This window comes from Spirillospora sp. NPDC052242 (assembly GCF_040679555.1).
Classification (GTDB): Bacteria; Actinomycetota; Actinomycetes; order Streptosporangiales; family Streptosporangiaceae; genus Spirillospora.
On sequence record NZ_JBFAUZ010000010.1, the window covers coordinates 130927 to 147002 of the forward strand.

17 protein-coding genes are annotated in these 16076 nt (G+C 73.6%); 12 read left to right on the plus strand and 5 right to left on the minus strand.

What is annotated here, in order from left to right; translation table 11 throughout:
* Positions 1-69 precede the first annotated feature (69 nt).
* From AB0L25_RS10980 to AB0L25_RS11005, 6 genes are all read left to right on the plus strand, one after another.
* Entirely contained in the window at positions 70-1284 is a 1215-nt protein-coding gene (locus AB0L25_RS10980) for an acetoin utilization protein AcuC (protein ID WP_500170819.1), read from the plus strand.
* Positions 1284-2129, plus strand: a complete 846-nt coding sequence (locus AB0L25_RS10985) for a phosphatase (protein ID WP_500170821.1) — start codon at positions 1284-1286, stop codon at positions 2127-2129. The genes AB0L25_RS10980 and AB0L25_RS10985 overlap by 1 nt, the downstream gene beginning before the upstream one ends.
* Positions 2130-2466: 337 nt before the next feature.
* A complete protein-coding gene (locus AB0L25_RS10990; RefSeq protein WP_026403281.1) occupies positions 2467-2670 on the plus strand; it encodes a helix-turn-helix domain-containing protein in 204 nt (67 codons plus the stop codon).
* 397 nt (positions 2671-3067) lie between these two features.
* Positions 3068-3166: a 30S ribosomal protein bS22 gene (locus AB0L25_RS10995; RefSeq protein WP_018654693.1), complete on the plus strand. Its 99-nt coding sequence runs from the start codon at positions 3068-3070 to the stop codon at positions 3164-3166.
* Positions 3167-3204: 38 nt separating this feature from the next.
* A complete protein-coding gene (locus tag AB0L25_RS11000; RefSeq protein ID WP_500170823.1) occupies positions 3205-4215 on the plus strand; it encodes an NAD-dependent epimerase/dehydratase family protein in 1011 nt (336 codons plus the stop codon).
* Positions 4216-4337: 122 nt separating this feature from the next.
* A complete protein-coding gene (locus tag AB0L25_RS11005; RefSeq protein WP_500170825.1) occupies positions 4338-5345 on the plus strand; it encodes a lysophospholipid acyltransferase family protein in 1008 nt (335 codons plus the stop codon).
* A 4-nt stretch (positions 5346-5349) separates the two neighbouring features.
* Here the strand turns inward: AB0L25_RS11005 and AB0L25_RS11010 are convergent, their stop codons facing one another.
* The 5 genes from AB0L25_RS11010 to AB0L25_RS11030 all read right to left on the minus strand — a co-directional run bounded on the left by AB0L25_RS11010 (position 5350) and on the right by AB0L25_RS11030 (position 8717).
* On the minus strand, positions 5350-5838 hold the full coding sequence (locus AB0L25_RS11010) for a hypothetical protein (RefSeq protein ID WP_500170827.1): 489 nt from the start codon (positions 5836-5838) through the stop codon (positions 5350-5352).
* 53 nt (positions 5839-5891) lie between these two features.
* Positions 5892-6386, minus strand: coding sequence for an SRPBCC family protein (locus AB0L25_RS11015; protein WP_500170829.1), 495 nt, complete (start codon positions 6384-6386; stop codon positions 5892-5894).
* Positions 6387-6425: 39 nt separating this feature from the next.
* Entirely contained in the window at positions 6426-6899 is a 474-nt protein-coding gene (locus AB0L25_RS11020) for an NUDIX domain-containing protein (protein ID WP_500170831.1), read from the minus strand.
* Between the two features lies 1 nt (position 6900).
* A complete protein-coding gene (locus tag AB0L25_RS11025; RefSeq protein ID WP_500170833.1) occupies positions 6901-7773 on the minus strand; it encodes an HAD family hydrolase in 873 nt (290 codons plus the stop codon).
* A gap of 293 nt (positions 7774-8066) precedes the next feature.
* Entirely contained in the window at positions 8067-8717 is a 651-nt protein-coding gene (locus tag AB0L25_RS11030) for a sigma-70 family RNA polymerase sigma factor (protein WP_500170835.1), read from the minus strand.
* A 324-nt stretch (positions 8718-9041) separates the two neighbouring features.
* Between AB0L25_RS11030 and AB0L25_RS11035 the strand changes: the two genes are divergently transcribed.
* From AB0L25_RS11035 to AB0L25_RS11060, 6 genes are all read left to right on the plus strand, one after another.
* The gene (locus AB0L25_RS11035; protein ID WP_500170837.1) at positions 9042-10403 is read left to right on the plus strand and encodes a putative quinol monooxygenase; all 1362 of its coding nucleotides are present in this window, start codon (positions 9042-9044) and stop codon (positions 10401-10403) included.
* A 2-nt stretch (positions 10404-10405) separates the two neighbouring features.
* Positions 10406-10684: a glutaredoxin family protein gene (locus AB0L25_RS11040; protein WP_500170839.1), complete on the plus strand. Its 279-nt coding sequence runs from the start codon at positions 10406-10408 to the stop codon at positions 10682-10684.
* 351 nt (positions 10685-11035) lie between these two features.
* Positions 11036-11770, plus strand: a complete 735-nt coding sequence (locus AB0L25_RS11045; RefSeq protein WP_500170841.1) for a redox-sensing transcriptional repressor Rex — start codon at positions 11036-11038, stop codon at positions 11768-11770.
* Between the two features lie 142 nt (positions 11771-11912).
* Entirely contained in the window at positions 11913-13472 is a 1560-nt protein-coding gene (locus AB0L25_RS11050; protein WP_500170843.1) for a glutamyl-tRNA reductase, read from the plus strand.
* An 85-nt stretch (positions 13473-13557) separates the two neighbouring features.
* Positions 13558-14427 carry a hydroxymethylbilane synthase gene (hemC, locus tag AB0L25_RS11055; RefSeq protein WP_500170918.1) on the plus strand — a complete coding sequence of 290 codons (870 nt, stop codon included), beginning with the start codon at positions 13558-13560 and terminating at the stop codon, positions 14425-14427.
* A gap of 95 nt (positions 14428-14522) precedes the next feature.
* Positions 14523-16052, plus strand: coding sequence for a bifunctional uroporphyrinogen-III C-methyltransferase/uroporphyrinogen-III synthase (locus tag AB0L25_RS11060; RefSeq protein WP_500170920.1), 1530 nt, complete (start codon positions 14523-14525; stop codon positions 16050-16052).
* Positions 16053-16076 lie beyond the last annotated feature (24 nt).

Genomic DNA, 16076 nt, shown 5'->3' on the forward strand with positions numbered 1-16076 from the left:
CACACATCGGAAACGGAACTCGGGTCCGGTGTGAGCCACGCCATAGGCGCGTCGCGATAGCGTGAGCTCATGAGCAGTTCCGCCCCTCCGTCGCCCGACGCTCCCGGTCCGTGCGGGCTCGAGATCCTCTGGGACGAGCGGCTCACTTCCTACGATTTCGGCCCCGGGCATCCCATGAACCCCGTGCGGGTGGAGTTGACGATGCGGCTCGCGCGGGAGCTGGGCGTCCTCGACCGTCCGAACGTGCGGGTCGTCGCGCCGAAGCCCGCGGACGACGCGGTGCTGCGGCTGGTGCACGAGGAGTCGTACATCGCGTCCGTCCGGCATTCGGGCGCGACCGGGCTGCCGGAGCCGCGGCACGGGCTCGGCACCGACGACAACCCGGTGTTCCTCGGGATGCACGACGCGTCCGCGCTGGTCACGGGCGCGTCGGTGGCGGCGGCCGAGGCGGTGTGGAACGGGACGGCCGAGCACGCGGCGAACATCGCGGGCGGGCTGCACCACGCGCTGCGCGGCGCGGCGAGCGGGTTCTGCGTCTACAACGACCCCGCGGTCGCGATCGCGTGGCTGCTGGAGCAGGGCGCCGAGCGGGTCGCGTACGTCGACGTGGACGTGCACCACGGCGACGGCGTGCAGATCGCGTTCGCCGACGATCCGCGCGTCCTGACGATCAGCCTGCACGAGACGCCGCGCACGCTGTTCCCGGGGACGGGGTTCCCGAACGAGACGGGCGCCGCGGGCACCGCGGTGAACGTGGCGCTGCCGCCCGGCACGGGGGACGCGCTGTGGCTGCGGGCGTTCGACGCGGTCGTCCCGCCGCTGCTGCGCCGGTTCCGGCCGCAGGTGCTGGTCACGCAGCACGGCGCCGACGCGCACACGCTCGACCCGCTGGCGCACCTGACGCTGAGCGTGGACGGCCAGCGCACCGCGGCGGCCGCGCTGCACCGGCTCGCGCACGAGACGGCGGGCGGCCGCTGGATCGCGACCGGGGGCGGCGGATACGAGCTGGTGCAGGTGGTGCCGCGCACGTGGACGCATCTGCTCGCGGAGGCCGCGGGCGGGCCGATCCCGCCGGAGACGGCGACCCCGGACGACTGGCGCGAGTTCGTCCGGCTGCGGACCGAGGAGATCGCCCCGCGCCGGATGACGGACGGGACCGACGTGGTGGAGGTGCACAGGTGGGGGAACGGCTACGACCCGGCGAATCCGGTGGATCAGGCGATCCTCGCGACGCGGCGGGCGGTCTTCCCGGAACACGGCCTCGACCCGATGACGGACGAGTGATGGACACGCCCACGCGCGCGGACCTGCGGGCGCACCTGGTCCGGACGATGATCGCCGGGGACGTCGCGACGCCGCGGCAGAACAACCTGCTGCACTACCGGCGGATGGCCGCCGGGCACCCGTACTACCAGTTCGGCCTGAAGCTCGAGTCGTCGTGGACCGAGCGGTCGGTGCTGGAGATGATGGTCGAGCGCTGCGGCGTCGACCCGGACCCCCGGCACATGTACGGGGACGACACCATCGACCCCGACATCACCCTGGACACCCTGGAGGCGATGGGCGAGCGCATCGGGCAGGCGGCGCGGCGCAAGGAGACCGTGGTCGTCGCCACCGGGCACCCGGCCACGCTCACGCCCCTTTACCAGGCCGTCGCGCGCGCGCTCATGGACGCCGGGTGCAAGGTGCTGACGCCCGCGCGCGGGTGGACGTACGAGATCGAGACCGACTACGGCGGCGCGGACCTGCGGCGCCTGGTGTACGCCGAGCCGGGCGTGGCGATGCTGGAGAGCGAGGACGGCCGCACGCAGCACACGCACGACCCGCACGCGATGGAGGCGATGCTCCGCGAACTCGCCGCCGATAGCGGGTCCGGCGGCGCCGCGGACGGTAAACCGGAATTGTGGCCGGATCTGGCCATCGCCGATCACGGGTGGGCCGGAGCGGCCGGACAGGCGGGCATCGACACCGTCGGGTTCGCGGACTGTAACGACCCGGCGCTGTTCGCCGGTGCCGCCGAGGGCAAGGTCGACGTGGTCGTCCCGCTCGACGACGGCGTGAACCCGCACCATTACGCCCCTTTGACCGCCTACATCCTCGGGCACGCGGGGCTGAACGTCCCCGGCTGAGCCCTCCCGTCCCGGGAGTTCCCGCGCCCGTTCGTCACGCTGCGTCACCGTGGCGGGCGGGCGTGACGCATGCGCTCGTCCGGGACCGCCCGTGACGCCTGAGACGCAGGTCGTTCCGGGGTTTCGCTTCACATCGGACGGCCGCGTCGGGCGGCGCGTCCGGGACGGCCGCGGCCCGCGTATCAGCACTGTGGCGCTCGGGCAAGGTCCGGAGACGGAAATGCGTGGAATCCCCTCTTGCGACGCGCGATACGCGATTTACGCTGGAGGAAGTACACGTGCGTGATCAAAGTCACCCGATGGGCCGGTGCGCGGCACGTGTGGAAGAGGGCGTCCGATGAGTTCAGGCGAGCGACCTCTCAGTGAGGTCAGGTTCCTGACGGTGGCCGAAGTGGCGGCGGTGATGCGGGTGTCCAAGATGACCGTCTACCGCCTCGTCCACTCGGGCGAGCTGCCCGCGATCCGCGTGGGCCGTTCGTTCCGCGTCCCCGAGCAGGCCGTACACGACTACCTGCGCGAAGCGTACATCGAGGCCGGATGACGGGGCGGCGGCCCGCCGGGCACCGCGCCCGGGGCGGCCGCCGGGCCGGCACCCGGCCGCACGACGGGGACTAGAGGACGGGACCCGCCGGCGGCGCGGCCGCCGGAGACGGGAGGACACCGGACGGGACGGGCGCGCGCCCGCCCCGCGGAAACGGCGGCGTCCGGTGCCGTGCCGAGCGCGGTGCCGGACTCCCGCACCGGACGGCCGCGCCGGGCGGCCGCCGCGTCCGTGTCACCTCGCGGACGCCTCCACGCCATGCCGACGCATGATCCGCGCCGGTACGGCGGTACTCTTGACCACTGGACCGTGCGCGCATCATCGAGTGAGCCGACGAGCGACCTCGCCCGCGGCACGTCCGGACCGCACATCACCCGATACGCCGGAGCGAGGTCTCGTGGGCTCTGTCATCAAGAAGCGTCGTAAGCGGATGGCGAAGAAGAAGCACCGCAAGCTGCTGAAGAAGACGCGCATCCAGCGCCGCAACAAGAAGTGAGCGCGCCGGCCGCCCGGCCGTAGGGGATGGGGCCCACAGTGTCGTCCACGCCCGCGGCCCGTGTCGTCCTCGTCACGGGCGTGTCCCGTTTCCTGGGGGCGCGGGTCGCGCACGCGCTGCAGGCCGACCCGGGCATCGAGCGGGTGATCGGGGCGGACACGGTCCCGCCCACGGCGCCGCTCGGCCGCACCGAGTTCGTCCGCGTGGACATCCGGACGCCCGGCATCGCGAAGCTGATCGCGTCCGCCGGGGTCGACACCGTGGTGCACCTGAACCTGGTGACGTCCCCGTCCGTGCCGCGGGCGAAGGTGAAGGAACTCAACGTCATCGGCACGATGCAGCTGCTCGCGGCGTGCCAGCGCTCGCCGGACGCGCGCAAGCTCGTCGTGCGGTCCTCGGCGGCCGTGTACGGCTCCTCGCCGAAGGACCCGGCGGTCTTCACCGAGCTGGACCAGCCCGTCGAGGCCCCGTCCTCGGGGTACGCCAAGGACGCGGTCGAGGTCGAGGGCTACGTGCGCGGCCTGATGCGCCGCCGCTCCGACCTGACCGTGTCCGTGCTGCGCTTCGCGAACTTCGTCGGCCCCGGCGTGGACTCCCCGTTCACCCGGTACCTGCGGCTCCCGGTCGTCCCGACGGTGCTCGGGTTCGATCCCCGGCTGCAGTTCGTCCACGAGGACGACGGCGTCGAGGTGCTGCGCCGCATGACCGTCGAGGACCACCCCGGCTGCTTCAACGTGGCCGGGGACGGCGTGCTGCTGCTCTCCCAGGCGCTGCGCCGTGCCGGGCGGCCGTTCGTGCCGGTCCCGGCCCCCTCGATCTCGGTGTTCGGCGACATGGGCCGCCGGTTCGCGGGCATGTCCGGCTTCTCGCCCGAACTGCTGCGCTGGCTCACCTACGGGCGGGTGATCGACACGTCCGCGCTGGCGCGCGAGCTGGCGTGGCGGCCCAAGTACGGCACCGAGGCCGCCTTCGCCGACTTCGCCGCCGCGGGCGGACCGGACCACGGTCCCCTCGGCCGGCTGGCCGCCGTCCTGGGCTCCCGCCGCTGACCGCCCGTCCCGGGGAGGGCGTCGCGCCGCCCGGCAGGGGGCATGCTTGGGTGGAGCGAGGGCATGGACGCTGTTGTCACCGGGGGTGTGGGGGATCGCTCCCCCACGGGAGGGACGCACCGATGAACGCCCACCATGAGGCAGACGAGGGCGCCCGGATCATCCCGCTCGCCGCGGCCCGGGATCGGGACGGCGGCGGGGACGAGGGGCGCGCCGCGGGGCTCGCCGCCCGCCGGGAGGGCGCGCCCGCGAACGGCGACGGGGACGGGACGTCCGGCGGGGCGCGGTCCCTCGAACGCTCCCTCGAACGCCGCATCGCGGCCGGTCTGGAGTTCCTCGGCCGGCGCCTCACCGGCGACTACGAGGTCGACGAGTTCGGCTTCGACCCCGAGTTCAACGGCCGGGTGCTGCTGCCGGCCGCCCGCGCGCTGTACGAGCGCTGGTTCCGGGTCGAGCTGTCCGGCGTCGAGAACGTCCCGCCGGACGGCGGCGCGCTCGTCGTCGCGAACCATTCGGGCACGCTGCCCCTGGACGGGCTGATGCTGACGGTCGCGCTGCACGACCACGCGGGCCGGGACGTGCGGCTGCTGGGCGCGGACCTGATCTACCAGGTGCCGGTCCTCGGCCACCTGTCCCGGAAGGCGGGGCACACGCTCGCCTGCCAGGCGGACGCGGCGCGGCTGCTCGGCAAGGGCGAGCTCGTGGGGGTGTTCCCCGAGGGGTACAAGGGCGTCGGGAAGTCGTTCGCCGACCGCTACAAGCTGCAGCGCTTCGGCCGCGGCGGGTTCGTCGGCACGGCGCTGCGCGCGGGCGTCCCGATCGTCCCGTGCGCCATCGTCGGCGCCGAGGAGATCTACCCGAAGATCGCCGACCTGCGCCCGCTGGCCCGCCTGCTCGGGCTCCCGTACTTCCCGGTGACGCCGACGTTCCCGCTGCTCGGGCCCGCGGGCCTCGTGCCGCTGCCGTCCAAGTGGATGATCGCCTTCGGGGAGCCGATGTACCTGGACGACTACGACGCCGAGGACGCCGACGACCCGATGACGGTCTTCGAGATCACCGACCACGTCCGGGAGAACGTCCAGCAGATGCTGCACGAGACGCGGCTGCGGCGCGGCCCGGCGTTCTTCTGACGGCTCAGCCGCCGTCCGGGGCGCACTCGTAGGCGTCCACCGCCTTGAACGCGGCGATGCTCTTCTCGTTCCAGACGGGCTTCCAGACGTCCGCGACCTTCTTGCCGGGCTTCAGGTTCTCCGACGACGTCCGGATCGCCTCGACGGCGGTCCGGAAGTCGGCGGCGATGCCGGGCGGCGCGCTCGCCTCCATGGGCTCGGCCGCGTGGAGGGTCAGCTTCGCCTTGCGCTCCAGCTCCTCCATGCCCGGCCCGCCGCCCTCGGCCTCCCGCGCGACGTCGGCCCGGTACGCCAGGGCGCCCATCTGGAAGGTGCTCAGGTTGAGGCAGAACGCCGAGGTCGGCGAGGGGGACGCGCTGGGGGACGCGCTGGGGGACGGGCTGGACGGCGCGGACTCCGCGGCGCGCGGCGGTTCGGCGGAGGACGAGCAGCCCGCGAGGGCGAGCGCGAGCGCGGCGGCGAGGGCGACGGTTCCCGTACGGACGGTGGTCATGGACGGAGCGTAGGGGAGCGGGCACGGGAGGGGTACCGGGCCCGCGAACCGGGCTATCCGGACGTGAGGGCGGCGAGGTCGAGCGGCGGCTGTTCGACGGTCCTGGCCAGGATGCCGAGGGTGGCGCGCAGCCCGGCCTCCGGGATCACGGGAAAGATCCCCTTGTCGCGGTACTCCTCGTCGATCTGGCTCCAGTCGTAGTAGGACGTGACGAGACTGCCCTCTTCCGCGGGTTCGACGCGGTACCCGTACAGGTGCCGGATCGGCGGCTTCATGATCCCCTCGACCGTCCACTGGACGTGCGCGTCCCGCTCGAACTCGGTGATCACGACCGTGACGTCGTACTTGCCGAACGGGTAGTCGTTGAGGGACTCGCGGTCCATGTGGACCACGAACGTGTCCCCGGCCTTCGTGACCCGCTCGCCCTCGGCGGACTGGAGCATGCCGGAGCTGTCGATCGCGACGTGCCCGCGCGGGTCGGTCAGCACGGCGAACACGGTCGCGGGCGGCGCGGCGATCGTCCGCTGAACCTCGAAACGCTCTTCCATGGTCGCAATCCTTAACACACCGGGCATTCCGCCGGAAGGTCAGGGTGCCGCCGGAAGGTAGATCGTCTCGCCGCGTTCACGTGCCCGTCGCGCCGCGGGGACGCGGGGCGCGAGCGCGGGAGCGAGCCGCGCCTCGGCCTCCTCCCACGTGAAGAAGCCGAACGCGTCTAGTTCGTCCTCGCCCAGGCGGATCGCGGACGGGTCGGCGACGGTGCCGCCGTCGAACGTGAAGTGGAGCATCGGGCGCTCCATGTCGGCGTCGGGCGGGACGACGTCGACGACGAGCAGCCGCCGCGCCCGGATCCGGATCCCGAGTTCCTCGGCGATCTCCCGGACGGCGACCTGGTGCGGCGCCTCGCCGGGGTCCATGGTGCCGCCCGGGACGTGCCAGTACGGCCGGTAGTTCGGCTTCACGAGCAGGACCCGGTCGCGCTCGTCCGTCAGCAGCGCGCCCGCCGAGACGTGGGCCGTGGGGAGCGTGGCGTACCACTCGCGGGGGGACAGGTACGGCATTTCACGACCGGTAGTGCCTGCGCAGCGCCATGCCCGCCGCGACGCCTCCCGCGAGGGCGCCCGCGCCCGCCGCCGCCGGGAGCGCGACCATGGTGACCTTGCGCCCCGTCCGGAAGTCGTGGACGGGCCAGTCGTTCGCCTTCGCGTGGTCGCGGAGCGCGCCGTCCGGGTTCACCGCGTGCGGGTGCCCGACGGCCGTCAGCATCGGCAGGTCGTTGATCGAGTCGCTGTAGGCCGAGCACCGGGACAGGTCGAGGCCCTCCCGCTCCGCCAGCGCCCGGACGGCCTCGGCCTTCGCCGGCCCGTGCAGCAGGTTGCCGACCAGCCGGCCGGTGTAGACGCCGTCGCGGGTCTCGGCGACGGTGCCGAGCGCGCCGGTGAGGCCGAGCCGGTGCGCGATCGTCCGGGCGACCTCGACGGGCGTCGCGGTGACGAGCCACACCTGCTGCCCGGCGTCCAGGTGCTGGAGGGCGAGGGTGCGGGTGCCGTGCCAGATGCGGTCGGCCATCACCTCGTCGTAGATCTCCTCGGTGAGCCGCACGATGCCCGCGACGCGCTGCCCGGCGACGAACGACAGCGCGGCCTCCTTGGCGCTGCCGATGTGCTCGTGGTTCTCGGTGCCGCGCAACCGGAACGCCGCCTGCCCCCAGGCGAACATCAGCAGGTCGCGGGTCGTGAACAGCTTGCGGCGGGCCAGGCCGCGCGCGAAGTAGTAGATCGACGCGCCCTGCATCATCGTGTTGTCGACGTCGAAGAACGCCGCCGCGGCCGGATCCGGCTCGGGGAGCGGTTCGAGTTCGACGGCCGCCTCGGCGGCCACCTTCCCCGCGCTCACCGGGTCCTGGTTCTTGCCGCGCTGCCAGAATCGCCGCATGGGCCGAAGCCTAGTCAACCGCGCCTCCGGCGCCGTCGTCCCGGGCGCGATTGCGACCGTCCTCACTCCGCGCCGCCGCCGACACCAGCCGCTCCCGCAGATCCGCACGGAACGCCGGGTCGGGAACCGGTGCGCGCGCCCGCAGGTCGGCCAGTGGATTACCTCTGACGATCTTGGCTCGCCCGCTTCGCAATGACGCTCCCTTCCAGCCCGGACAACGAGCATGGCCCGCCCCCGGTTACGGTCGCGCACCGCCGCGGGACGTCCGCGCGGCCGGGCGTGTCGCGGACGGCTCAGCGCAGGTCGTCGGGGAGCATGCGGGCCAGCGAGCGGACGGCGCGGTACTGCAGCGCCTTGATCGCGCCCGTCTTCTTGCCCATGATCAGCGCGGTCTCGGCGACCGACAGGCCGTGCAGGAACCGCAGCACCACGCACTCCTGCTGCTCGGACCCCAGCCGGCGGACGGCCGCGAGGAGCGTCCGGTTGGTCATCGAGTCCAGGACCGTCCGTTCCGGCCCCTCCTGCGGACGGTCCGGCTCCAGCAGCTCCGCCGTGCAGATCTCCAGGCGGTACCGGCCCGACTTGAAGTGGTCGGCGACCAGGTTCCGCGCGATGGTGACGAGCCAGGCGCCGAAGTCCTTGCCCTGCCAGTGGAAGTCGCGGATGCGGCGGAGCGCGCGCAGGAACGTCTCGCTCGTGAGGTCCTCGGTCAGCGAGTGGCTGCCCACCCGGTAGTACACGTACCGGTAGACGAGCTCGACGTAGTGGTCGTAGAGGGACCCGAACGCCTCCGCGTCGCCGTCCCGGGCGCGCAGCACGAGCGCCTTCAGCTCCTCCGCGGGGCCGGCCGCGGGCTCGTCCGTCCGGTCGCCGGTCCGGACGGACGGAACGCTGGAACGCCGAGGAAGCGGGATGACCCCGGCATCGAGGGTCAAGCTGCTCATGCAGTTCTCCTCGGGGCGTACGCGACCTCCGGCGGGATTTGTCACTCTAGATACCGAATGGTGCACCAAGCAATGGCCGGGATCAGCCACCCACCCGACCACCGCACGGCCTCCGGGCGCTGCGCGCCCTCCGGCCGCGCGCGGAGAGGCCCTCCCCGCCGTGTGCGGGCACCGGGCCCCGCCACGTGCCTATGGAGGCCGCCCGTCGGCCGCGTGCGCGTGCCGCGGAGCCGTCACGCGCGTGCGGAGGGCGTCCGCTGGGGCGGGGGTGGGGGTGTGGTGGGTTACCCCTCTGGGGCCGGCATCGGGCACCATTAGGCCACGATGGTCAGTGCTCTTCTCGCGCTTCTCGCGGCCTGCGGCGCATTAGTCGCCACGTGGCTGCTGGTCTCGCGCGCATACAAGGACCGGCTGCTCTACCTGATCGCCTGGTCGTTCACCCAGGTCGGGCTGTCGCTCGCCCTGCTGTCGATGGCCGTGGGCTTCCTGGCGGGGTTCAACGGCCTGTTCTTCCGCGTCGTGGAGATCGGTGCGGCGCTGCTCGCCCCGCTGTGGCTGATGCTCGGGATGGTCGAGCTGATCGCCCGGCTCGTCCAGGTGCGGTTCGGGGCGTGGCTGTTCACCATCTCGTACACGGTCGTCGCCGTCGTCATCCTGCTGCTCGACCCGCTCAAGGGCGACCTCGGCAAGGACCTGCCGAAGCCCGGCGACACCTACGACGCGCTGCCGCTGCTGCTGATCGACGGGGCGCACGTCGTGTCGACCGTGGCGCTGGTGGCGTGCACGGCGTTCACCGCGTGGATGGCGAGCAAGCGGGACCGGGAGGCGGGCGAGCTGCTGATCCCGGTGGCGCTGGTGGCGCTCGCCGGGGTGCTGGCGCTGCTCGGCAGCCGCGGGTTCCTGCCCGGGCCGCTGGCGGCGATCGCGCTCGGCGGCGCGGCCGGGCTGGTCTGGTACGGCGCGATGCGCACGATCCCCGTCTACGAGGACGAGGACGACTTCTACGACGACGACTTCGACGGGGAGTACGTGGACGAACCCGCGACCGGCTACGAGGGGCCCGCGTACGAGGGGCGGCGGCGGGCCGCCGCCGAGCCCGTGCCGGCCCCGACGCCGCCCGCCGACGGCCGTCCGCCGGGCGGGCGGCGCGGCGAGCTGCGCTTCCCCGAGCAGCCGTCCGAGGAGCTGCGGTTCCCGGAGCCGTCCGGGGCGCAGCCGCTCCCGGAGAGCCCGGCGGGGGCGACCGCCGTCGACGGGCTGGACGACTCCACGCTGGCCGCCGCCGCGGCGCTCGCCGCGACGCCGGGCGCCCCCGCGCCGGCCGTCGCGGGCCGTCCCGCCGGCGACCTGTCGGCCGCATGTGGCCAGATCACCGTCTACACGCTGCTGGACGGGCGCGAGGGCGCGTTCGACCGGCTCGCCGCGGAGCTCGTGAAGGCGGCCCGCGCCGCCGAGCCCGACACCGTGGTGTGCGCCGTCCACGAGGTGGTCGGCAGCTCCACGCAGCGGATCCTGTACCAGCTGTTCCGCGACGAGGCCGCGTTCAACGCGCATCGGCACCAGCCGCACCTGAAGCGGTTCCTGGCGGAGTCGCGGACGCACGTGCTGGCGACGAACGTGATCGAGCTGAAGCTCGGCGCGCACAAGGTGCCGCCGCTGCCCGCGCCCGAACGGCCCCGGAGGTGACGATGGACGGGACGTCCGCGGGGCGCGGCGACGTCGTGGTCACGCTGCTCGGCAAGCCCGGCTGCCATCTGTGCGACGACGCCCGCGCGGTCATCGAGCGGGTCGCGGCGGACCTGGACGTGCGGGTGGAGGAACGCGACATCACCGCGTCGGAAGAGGACACGCGGCGGTACTGGGAGCAGATTCCGGTCACGCTGATCAACGGCGTCCAGCACGACTTCTGGCGCGTCGACGAGAACCGCCTGCGCACCGCGATCGCGGAACTCCGCGAACGGGGCTGAGCCCGCCGCCCGCGCGGCCGCCGGACGGGCGTCGATCGCCCTGTGCGGCGGGCGTCCGGGGCCGGCGCGGGGAATGTCGTCGGTCACACCCGCTCGCCATGTAAGTGGTTACTGACGTACCCTGAAAGCTCGGAAATGCCGCAGCTGGCAGGCTTTTGGAGCGAGTGCCGGTAAAACGGTCACGGCCGTGAACCGGGGGGTGACTTTGTGCGCGTATTCACAAAGGCTTAACCTGGTTGACAGCCCTGGGGCGGCCGGTCCCGATGCGCGCATCGGGCCGGGAGGCCCGGCCGCGAGCCGGGGTCAGGGGGTCCCGCCCCGTCCCCAGCGTCGAGCCCCGAAGAGCAGGCCGTGACATCTCGACAGAACCGCGACCGCGCCGAGCGCGGCATCCCCGAAGCGACCGTGGCGCGCCTGCCCGTCTACCTGCGCGCGCTCACCGGACTGCAGGAGCGCGGCGTGGCGACCGTGTCGTCGGAGGAGCTCGCCGCCGCCGCCGGGGTGAACTCCGCGAAGCTGCGCAAGGACCTGTCGCACCTCGGCTCCTACGGGACGCGCGGGGTCGGGTACGAGGTCGAGTACCTGGTCTACCAGATCTCCCGTGAGCTAGGCCTCACCCAGGACTGGGTGGTCGCCATCATCGGTGTCGGTAACCTGGGCCGGGCACTGGCCGGCTACGGCGGTTTCGCGTCCCGCGGCTTCCGGGTGGCGGGCCTGCTCGACGCGGACGAGTCCATCGTCGGCCAGGAGATCTACGGCATGACCGTGGAGCACATCGACCGGCTGGAGGACGTCATCGCGGGGCACGGCGTGTCCATCGCCGTGATCGCGACCCCCGCGGCCGCCGCCCAGGGGGTGTGCGACCGCGTCGTGGCCGCGGGCGTGACGAGCGTCCTGAACTTCGCGCCGGTCGTGCTGACCGTCCCCGACGAGGTCGACGTGCGCAAGGTCGACCTCTCCATAGAACTCCAGATCCTCGCGTTCCACGAGCAGCGCAAGGCGGGCGGGCCGGACGGCCTCGGCCCGCTCGACGCCGACGAGACGCCCCCCGGTACGACGCAGTACGTGGAGGCGGTGGACGCTTGAACGAAGTGACCGAGGTAACAGGACGAGCAGGCGGGCGCCGGTTGTTGAACGTTGCGCGGGACGTTCGGCGCGGCGTGCCGTCAGGGGGGCGCGGCTCCGTCGGGAGCGGTGCGGAGCGAGTAGGGCGAACAGCGGAGTTCACATGAGTGTGTTGGTGGTGGGGCTGAGTCACCGGAGCGCCCCCGTGGCGCTGCTCGAACGGGCGGCGGTGACCGGGGACGACCTGGCCAAGCTGCTGCACGCGGTGCACGAGTCCGCGAACGTCGCCGAGGCGGCGATCGTGTCGACCTGCAACCGGGTCGAGGTGTACGCGGTCGTGGACAAGTTCCACGGCGGCGTCTCCGCGATCTCCGAGCTGATGTCGCTGCACTCCGGCGTCCCGCTGGAGGACCTGTCCCGGCACCTGTACGTCCACTACGAGGAGCGGGCCGTCCAGCACGCGTTCGCGGTGGCGTGCGGGCTGGAGTCCATGGTCGTCGGCGAGGGGCAGATCCTCGGGCAGCTGCGGCAGGCGTTCCGGCTCGCGCAGGACGAGGGGACGCTCGGCCGCGACCTCCACGACCTGATGCAGCAGGCGCTGCGCGTCGGCAAGCGCGCGCACCACGAGACCGGCATCGACCAGGCGGGCGCGTCGCTGGTCAGCGTCGGCCTCGACGTCGCCGTCCGGCACCTCGGCCCGCTCGACGGGGTCCGCGCGCTCGTCGTCGGCGCCGGGTCGATGAGCTCGCTGGCCGCCGCGACGCTGAGCCGCGCCGGGGCCCGCGAGGTCGTGATCGCGAACCGGACGCGCGCGAACGCCGTCCGGCTCGCCGCGTCGCTGGACGTGCCCGCGCGCGCCGTCGACCTCGCCGACCTCGACGGCGCGCTCGCGGACGCCGACCTGATCGTGTCCTGCACCGGCGCGACCGGCCTGGTCCTGACCGCCGAGCGGCTCGCCGCGGCCGGCGCGGGCGCCGACGGCCGCGCCCGCTTCCTGCTCGACCTCGCGCTCCCGCACGACATCGACCGGGCCGTCCGCGACCTGCCGGGCGTCGCGCTCGCCGGGCTGGACGACCTGCGCACCGCCGAGGAGGCCGCGCGCGCCGTCGGGCCCCGCGCCGTCGAGGCCGTCCGCCGGATCGTGCACGACGAGGTCGCCGCCTACCTGTCGGCCGCCCGCGCCGCCGCCGTCGCGCCGACCGTCGTCGCGCTGCGCGCCAAGGCCGCGGGCGTCGTCGACGCCGAACTGGCCCGGCTCACCGGACGCCTCCCCGACCTGGACGAACGCGACCGCAAGGAGATCGCGCAGACCGTCCGGCGCGTCGTCGACAAGCTGCTGCACGCGCCGACCGTCCGGGTGAAGGAGCTCGCGGCCGCGCCCGGCGGCGACTCCTACGCCGACGCGCTCCGCGAGCTGTTCGACCTCGACCCGAAGGCGCCCGAGGCCGTCGCCCGCGCCGACATCGGGGACGGCGCCGGGGACGGCGGACCGCGTACCGTCCCGGCCGCCGGGAGCGGCGCTCCCCCCTGGATCGCGTCCGCGCGTACGGTGGAGGGGAACGGGGCCGCCGCGGCGGCGCCCGCACCGGGGACGACGGCGGCGGAATGCGCCGAGGCCGACTGCGTCAGCACCACCACCGTGGAGGACGTCGCCGCACGGGCGGCGAGCGTCCGCGCGGTGAGCGCCCGCGACGCGGCGCCCGGGAACGGAGACGAATCGTGAGCGGAGCGAGGCATTGACTACGGCAGGCACCGGGACGGGGACGGGCGCGGCGCGCCCGCTGCGGCTCGGCACCCGCAAGAGCCTGATGGCCATGACGCAGTCCCAGGGCGTCGCCGACGCATTGACGCAGCGTACGGGGCATGCCGTCGAGCTCGTCGGGGTAACCACGCATGGTGATGTCTCCAAGGCGCTGCTCGCCCAGATCGGGGGCACCGGGGTCTTCGTCAACGAACTGCGCGACAAGCTGCTGTCCGGCGAGGTGGACTTCGCGGTGCACTCGCTGAAGGACCTGCCGACGTCCGCGACGCCCGGGATCGTGCTCGCCGCGACGCCCGCCCGCGACGACCCCCGCGACGCGCTGTGCGGTCCCGCGAAGCTCGCCGACCTGCGCCGCGGCGCCCGCGTCGGCACCGGCTCGCCGCGCCGCGTCGCGCAGCTGCGCGCGCTGCGCCCCGACCTCGAGGTCGTGCCGATCCGCGGCAACGCGCCCACCCGGCTCGGCAAGGTCACCGACGGCGAGCTGGACGCGGTCGTCCTCGCGCACGCCGGGCTGCGGCGCATCGGGCGGCTCGACGCGGTCGCCGAGGTGTTCGACCCGGACCAGATGCTGCCCGCCCCCGGGCAGGGGTCCCTGGCGCTGGAGTGCCGCGCCGACCGCGCCGACCTCATCGAGCTGCTCGGCGTGCTCGACGACCCGATGACCCGCGCGGCCGTCACCGCCGAACGGACGGTGCTGGCCGTGCTCGAAGGCGGTTGTTCGGCACCCGTGGGAACATACGCTGCCGAAGTTGATGAAACGCTGCATCTGACCGCGACCGTCGCCGCCTACGACGGGACCCGGCAGATTCGGATGTCCGCCAGCGGCCACCCGGACTCGGCCGAACAGCTCGGACGCGACCTCGCGGACCGGCTGCTCGCCCAGGGGGCCGACCAGTTGATGGGGGAGCGAGATTGAGCCCCGCTAGCCAGATCCCCGCCCGCACGGGCCCCGCGCGGACGGGCGCCGGCGTCCCGGCCTCCCGCCGGACCGCCGACCCGGGCACCGTCGCGATCGTCGGCATGGGCCCGGGCGACCCGGGGCTGCTGACCCTGCGCGCCGCCGCCGAGCTGGAGAACGCCGACACCGTCATCGTCAGCCGGGAGCACTGTCCCGCCGAGGTGCTCGCGCACTGCCGTCCCGACGCCGAGATCGTCGACACCGCCGAGGGCGACCCGGTCAAGCTCGCGTCCCGCGCCGCGAAGGCCGGACGCCGCGTCGTCCGGCTGTTCCAGGGCGACCCGGGGCTCGGCTGCGGGCTCGCCGCCGAGGGCGGCGCGCTCGCGAAGGCCGGGGTGCCGTTCGAGGTCGTGCCGGGGGTGTCCGCCGTGACGGGCGTCCCGGGCTACGCCGGGATCCCGCTGACCGACCCCGACCACCGCGAGGTCCGCGTCGTCGACGCGTCCCGCGGCGGCGTCGACTGGACGGCCTACGCCGACCCGTCCGCGACGCTGGTGATCCTCGGCGCCGAGGGCGCCGTCGCCGACACCTGCAAGGGCCTGGTCGCCGCCGGCCGCTCCGACCGCACCCCCGCGGCGATGACGAGCCTCGGCACCACCACCGAGCAGGAGACCGTCGTGTCGACCCTGCACAAGCTCGCGTCCGACACCAAGGGCATGGAGCACCCCGCGATGATCATCGTGGGGGACGTGGTGAAGCACCGCGACCGGCTGTCGTGGTTCGAGACGAAGCCGCTGTTCGGCTGGCGCGTCCTGGTGCCGCGCACCAAGGAGCAGGCCGCGTCCCTGTCGGACCAGCTCCGCGGGTACGGGGCCGTCCCCGACGAGGTCCCGACGATCTCCGTCGAGCCGCCGCGCACCCCCCAGCAGATGGACCGCGCCGTCAAGGGCCTCGTCACCGGACGCTACGAGTGGGTCGTGTTCACCTCGACCAACGCGGTCAAGGCGATCCGGGAGAAGTTCACCGACTACGGACTGGACGCCCGCGCGTTCGCCGGCCTGAAGGTCGCGGCCGTCGGCGAGCAGACCGCCGCCGCGCTCGTCGAGTTCGGCGTCGTGCCCGACCTGACGCCCGACGGGCAGCAGTCCGGGGAGGGCCTGGCCGAGGTGTGGCCGCCCTACGACGAGGACCTCGACCCCATCAACCGGGTGCTGCTGCCGCGCGCCGACATCGCCACCGACACCCTCATCGCCCGGCTCACCGACCTCGGCTGGGAGTGCGAGGACGTCACCGCCTACCGGACGGTCCGGGCCGCGCCGCCGCCCGCGCCGATCCGCGAGGCGATCAAGGGCGGCGGGTTCGACGCCGTGCTGTTCACGTCGTCGTCCACGGTGAAGAACCTCATCGGGATCGCCGGGAAGCCGCATAACGTGACCGTCATCGCCGTGATCGGCCCGCAGACCGCGAAGACCGCCGAGGAGTACGGGCTGCGCGTCGACGTCATGGCGCCCAAGCCGTCCGTTTCCGCCCTCGCGGAGGCGCTCGCCGAGTACGGTGCGAAGCGCCGGGCGACGCAGATCGAGAACGGCGACCCGCTGCGCAAGCCGTCCCAGATGCGCCGGGGCGCCCGCCGCCGCAAGTAGCGCCCACGCGCCAGGAGAGAAGGC

What these genes read in the sequence shown, in the direction of transcription:
- AB0L25_RS10985 (WP_500170821.1), top strand. Translation starts at nt 1,284, where the DNA reads ATGGACACGCCCACGCGCGCGGACCTGCGGGCGCACCTGGTCCGGACG.
- AB0L25_RS11020 (WP_500170831.1), bottom strand. Translation starts at nt 6,899, where the DNA reads ATGCCGTACCTGTCCCCCCGCGAGTGGTACGCCACGCTCCCCACGGCC.
- hemC (WP_500170918.1), top strand. Translation starts at nt 13,558, where the DNA reads ATGGCCATGACGCAGTCCCAGGGCGTCGCCGACGCATTGACGCAGCGT.
- AB0L25_RS11015 (WP_500170829.1), bottom strand. Translation starts at nt 6,386, where the DNA reads ATGGAAGAGCGTTTCGAGGTTCAGCGGACGATCGCCGCGCCGCCCGCG.
- AB0L25_RS11005 (WP_500170825.1), top strand. Translation starts at nt 4,338, where the DNA reads ATGAACGCCCACCATGAGGCAGACGAGGGCGCCCGGATCATCCCGCTC.
- AB0L25_RS11010 (WP_500170827.1), bottom strand. Translation starts at nt 5,838, where the DNA reads ATGACCACCGTCCGTACGGGAACCGTCGCCCTCGCCGCCGCGCTCGCG.
- AB0L25_RS11040 (WP_500170839.1), top strand. Translation starts at nt 10,406, where the DNA reads ATGGACGGGACGTCCGCGGGGCGCGGCGACGTCGTGGTCACGCTGCTC.
- AB0L25_RS10980 (WP_500170819.1), top strand. Translation starts at nt 70, where the DNA reads ATGAGCAGTTCCGCCCCTCCGTCGCCCGACGCTCCCGGTCCGTGCGGG.
- AB0L25_RS11030 (WP_500170835.1), bottom strand. Translation starts at nt 8,717, where the DNA reads ATGAGCAGCTTGACCCTCGATGCCGGGGTCATCCCGCTTCCTCGGCGT.
- AB0L25_RS11035 (WP_500170837.1), top strand. Translation starts at nt 9,042, where the DNA reads ATGGTCAGTGCTCTTCTCGCGCTTCTCGCGGCCTGCGGCGCATTAGTC.
- AB0L25_RS11025 (WP_500170833.1), bottom strand. Translation starts at nt 7,773, where the DNA reads ATGCGGCGATTCTGGCAGCGCGGCAAGAACCAGGACCCGGTGAGCGCG.
- AB0L25_RS11050 (WP_500170843.1), top strand. Translation starts at nt 11,913, where the DNA reads ATGAGTGTGTTGGTGGTGGGGCTGAGTCACCGGAGCGCCCCCGTGGCG.
- AB0L25_RS10990 (WP_026403281.1), top strand. Translation starts at nt 2,467, where the DNA reads ATGAGTTCAGGCGAGCGACCTCTCAGTGAGGTCAGGTTCCTGACGGTG.